The following is a 2,295-nucleotide window of genomic DNA, read 5'->3' on the forward strand; positions in this document are numbered from 1 at the left end:
AATATCCGGCCGCGCCTCGCAATCGGCCGGTTCGTTCCAGCCTGAGCAACCAAACCACCAATTCTTGCCCAGCCTCGTCGGGCAAAACAGGTGTATAAGTGCATCATCGAAGAGCCATCCGTGCAGGCGCCGGTCGCCGGCCTTCGCCAAACCCTCCTCCTTGAACCCGATCCGGACCAGGCAGGTGCGCTGCCGGTTGCTCCGTGCGGGGGTACTTGCGTCACGCATCCTTAAGTGGTGCGTGGCGGCATGAGCTGTGAACCGGCGTCCACTGAGGTCGCGCCCCTCGAGGCTGAGCAGGCGGCCGCCTTCGACCATGACGGCTATCTCCTGCTGCGCGGCGCGGTCCCCGCGGCGGGGCGCGATGGCTTGCGCGCGGCCTTCGATGCGGGCTTGGGGACAGGCGATCAATGGGCCGCGCCCCGCGGCGCCGGCTGGCGCCATGCTCTCGTCGATCTCGATCCGACGGTGCAGCGAACCTGTCGCTTGCCGCTGCTGCTGGCGGCGAGCGCGCGCATGCTGGGCGGTCCGTTCTTCCTCGCCCAGGTCGGGGGCCGCGAGCCGCTGAAGGACGGTGGCCATCAACAGCTGCATCGCGACGGCGCCGGCATGAAGGCCGTGGCGGCGCTGGTTTTCCTCGACGCCTACGGGCCGGACAATGGCGAAACCCGTATTGTCCCGCGTCATCTCGACCCAGGACCTCTTGATCAAGGCGAGCCGGACGAGACGCTGGCCTTGATGACGGCGGGCGAGGCGGAGACATCCTGGTGTTCGACGCCGATCTGCCGCACGGGGCGAGCCGCAACCGCTCAGGCGCACGGCGACGTTCGCTCCTGCTCAGCTTCATGCCGGTGTGCAACCGCGCGGCCATGGATGCCAGTCGCGCCATCCGCAACGTGCGCATGGACACCGGCGAGGTGTTCGCGCCGTGAGCGCTTGATGACGCCCGCTCAGGACGAGGGCGACAGATGCTGATAGCGCCCATCGAACTGCGCCAGCTCCTGGAGCCTATGGGTCGCCGACGCTTCGCAACATTGTGGACGATGCGCTTCCAGACCGGGCGAATATAACAAATGTTAAGTCGCGGGCCGCCTGACCGGCAGCATGGCCTGAACATTCGGCAGGCTGCGCGCTGGAAATTAGGAACTAAACGGCGATGGAGCCGTTGCGCTGCCGTTTGATGGTCGTGGCCAAAGAGTGTCACGCCGCTCGCCGGCCTTCCGAGGCTAGAAGCAGGGACCATCCGTGTTTCGGACGCGGACGTAGGACGTGAAAAGGGGGCTCGCTTGGCAGCCGATCTGATTTTCAAAGTCGCCATCATCACCTTGTTTGCGTTCTCGGCGGTTCTCGCCTCGATGCTGTGGCTGAGCGTGTGAAGCGCGCGCTGCCGGCGCAAACGCCTGCACGATCGCCCCCTCAGGAACGGCAGGTCTCTTGCCGCGTTTTCCTGGCGACAACGAGGATCAGCCGCATGGACAATCTGACGAAGCGCGTGCAGCCGGACCGCAGCAAGATCAACATGCACGAGGCCTTCGAGGTCAAGTACTGGACCCACGCGCTCGGTGTGTCGAAGGAGGAGCTGCAAAAGGCCGTCGACAAGGTCGGCAATTCCGCCGCTATCGTCCGCAAGGAGCTGGCGGCGGTCGGCGCGCGCGAGCCTGAGACGCGGTCCTCTACTTGATGCTGACGAACATGCCCCAGGCGGCGGCCAGCGCCGCGCCGGTGAACACGACCACCGGGTTGTCGCAGAACGTGCCGCCATAGCTGCACACGTTCGCGCCGAACTGGCCGAGCTCGTGATGGCCCGCGGAGTAGAACAGTCCCGACAGCACCAGCAATGCGGCGGCGACGTAGTACATCGATAGTCTCTCCGAAGCTCTTCGACCTGCGCCCTCGTGGGCGGCATGTCTCAGCTTGGCGCGAACAGATTTCATTCCGCCAAATCCGATTTGCCGGATTTGATTAAAGTTTGATCCGTCGAGGCTGGGCAAGAACGGTGCATTTGAGGAGTTGATGTAGGCTTCGTCTTATGGCGAATCGCACGTTCAAGACCGGCGAGAGCCGGGAGCAACCCAGTCTGCTTCCTGCGCGGATTGAGGACTATGTCGGGCCGGACAATCCGGTCCGGGCGATCGAGAGCTTCGTTTGCGCGCTCGACCTTGCCAAGCTCGGCTTCCGCCACGCGGACCGTGGCGCCGAGGAAGTGGGGCATCCGCCCTACGATCCTGCGGATCTGCTGAAGCTCTATCTTTACGGCTACACCAACCAGGTCAGGTCGTCGCGCCGGCTGGAGCG

At 64.7% G+C, this 2,295-nt stretch carries 5 protein-coding genes; 3 read left to right on the plus strand and 2 right to left on the minus strand.

What is annotated here, in order from left to right:
* The coding region (locus tag JQ635_RS39160) for a hypothetical protein (RefSeq protein WP_246584050.1) at positions 1 to 687 on the minus strand (687 nt) is incomplete at its 3' end.
* A gap of 80 nt (positions 688 to 767) precedes the next feature.
* On the opposite strand from JQ635_RS39160, the gene JQ635_RS39165 reads away from it, so the two are divergent.
* A complete protein-coding gene (locus JQ635_RS39165; RefSeq protein WP_246584051.1) occupies positions 768 to 932 on the plus strand; it encodes a hypothetical protein in 165 nt (54 codons plus the stop codon).
* Between the two features lie 539 nt (positions 933 to 1,471).
* The gene (locus JQ635_RS38865; protein WP_211415033.1) at positions 1,472 to 1,681 is read left to right on the plus strand and encodes a DUF3606 domain-containing protein; all 210 of its coding nucleotides are present in this window, start codon (positions 1,472 to 1,474) and stop codon (positions 1,679 to 1,681) included.
* Here the strand turns inward: JQ635_RS38865 and JQ635_RS38870 are convergent.
* Positions 1,674 to 1,859 carry a hypothetical protein gene (locus JQ635_RS38870; RefSeq protein WP_211415034.1) on the minus strand — a complete coding sequence of 62 codons (186 nt, stop codon included), beginning with the start codon at positions 1,857 to 1,859 and terminating at the stop codon, positions 1,674 to 1,676. The genes JQ635_RS38865 and JQ635_RS38870 overlap by 8 nt on opposite strands.
* 170 nt (positions 1,860 to 2,029) lie before the next feature.
* Between JQ635_RS38870 and JQ635_RS38875 the strand changes: the two genes are divergently transcribed.
* Positions 2,030 to 2,295 (plus strand): transposase (locus tag JQ635_RS38875; RefSeq protein ID WP_211415035.1); only part of this gene is annotated, 266 nt, incomplete at its 3' end.

Source organism: Bradyrhizobium iriomotense (genome assembly GCF_018130765.1).
GTDB classification, from domain to species: domain Bacteria; phylum Pseudomonadota; class Alphaproteobacteria; order Rhizobiales; family Xanthobacteraceae; genus Bradyrhizobium; species Bradyrhizobium iriomotense_A.